Genomic DNA, 1,329 nt, shown 5'->3' on the forward strand with positions numbered 1-1,329 from the left:
CTGTTTGCTATCCAGGTAGAAATTGCCCGGATTTTCTACCGCTTTGACTATCTCCTCAACGTTGAAACCCAATAAAGCACCTTGTTCCGTCGAGTCTAATTTCAACCCCGGATAAGAAGCCCATAAATAGCGATCGCCTCTTGAGAGTTCCAAATCCGTCGTCAAACCGCCGGGAATGGGACGAGTTGCCGCCACCAACGTCGGTTCGGGGCCAAAGGGATCTTTAATAATGCCAATATTACTGCCCGCTCGCCGTCCGTCTATACTTTCTACATTGGTTTGGCTGCTGTTATTAATCGCCGCCACAAAAGCATAGTCCCCATCTGCCATCACCTCCACATCCACCGCTCGATTAATATCAAAATAATCGGCAAACGAACCGAGACTTAAAGAGGCATATTTTGGCTCCCTGGTAGCAAATAAGAGCGGATCGTCGTTGGTAATTTCCACCGCCCCAAAACCATAGCGATCGCTCACAGTGGTAAAGGCGATTTGTTGCGAATTCTCGGCAACCGTTATCCCTTGTACCCAAGCGGGAACAGAAATCTCGCCAATTGGTTCGTGCCACAGACGGGTGTTTGCGCTCTCGTCACTGGGGCGATCTGCCAGATCGGTGTTGATAACGATAATCTGGCTATTGGGGAAACCTGGAGCCGCCACAAAAAGTTTGCGTCCGTCGGGACTCAGCTCAATGCCTGCCACTCCAGAGGTGGCCGAAGCGAGGGAAATCGTTTCAGTCACTTGGTTGTAAGCGTCGGAAAGGGGATCGATATCCAACACATACACCGCCCCAGAGTTCGAGTCGGCAATATAAGCGTATTTGTCCGTGGGGTGGATCGCGATCGCCCCGGGAGCGGCATTCGCCGGGAGGTCGATCGGATCTATCTCTCCAGTCGTCAAGGGGTTGGTATCTACCTGTCGCAGGGTCATCAAATCTACCAGGGCCACCCGACCCGACTGAGCTAGGGGCACATAAGCTCGCGTCCCGTTGTGAGTTGCCGCCACTTCAACCGGCTTGTCAACCGCATCTGGCGTCCCTACAGGAATTTTCGCCGTCAGCAAATCGGAACTATTTGACCCCTGGATAACCGATTCGGTAGAACTCACATTCAAAACCGACAGGCTATCTCCCGACTCTTGGGCTGCCAAAATATGTTCCAGGCAGACTGGTGCCAGTTGAATCGGTCGCTCCGTTTCCAGTTCGATAATTTCATATTGGTCTACATTCGTTCCCAAACGCTGTTTCTGGGGTCGGATTAACACGATTTCTGCTTCTCCCAGGGCAATGGTTTCTGGTATTTCTACCGCCACGGTAAATCGATTTTCTCC

General features: G+C 51.7%; 1 protein-coding gene. It reads right to left on the minus strand.

Features of this window, described 5'->3' with window-relative positions:
* A partial coding sequence (locus tag NG833_RS30010) for a YncE family protein (protein WP_254568922.1) occupies window positions 1-1,329 on the minus strand: 1,329 nt, incomplete at both ends.

Source organism: Oscillatoria sp. HE19RPO, from assembly GCF_024220515.1.
Lineage (GTDB): Bacteria > Cyanobacteriota > Cyanobacteriia > Cyanobacteriales > Laspinemataceae > Laspinema.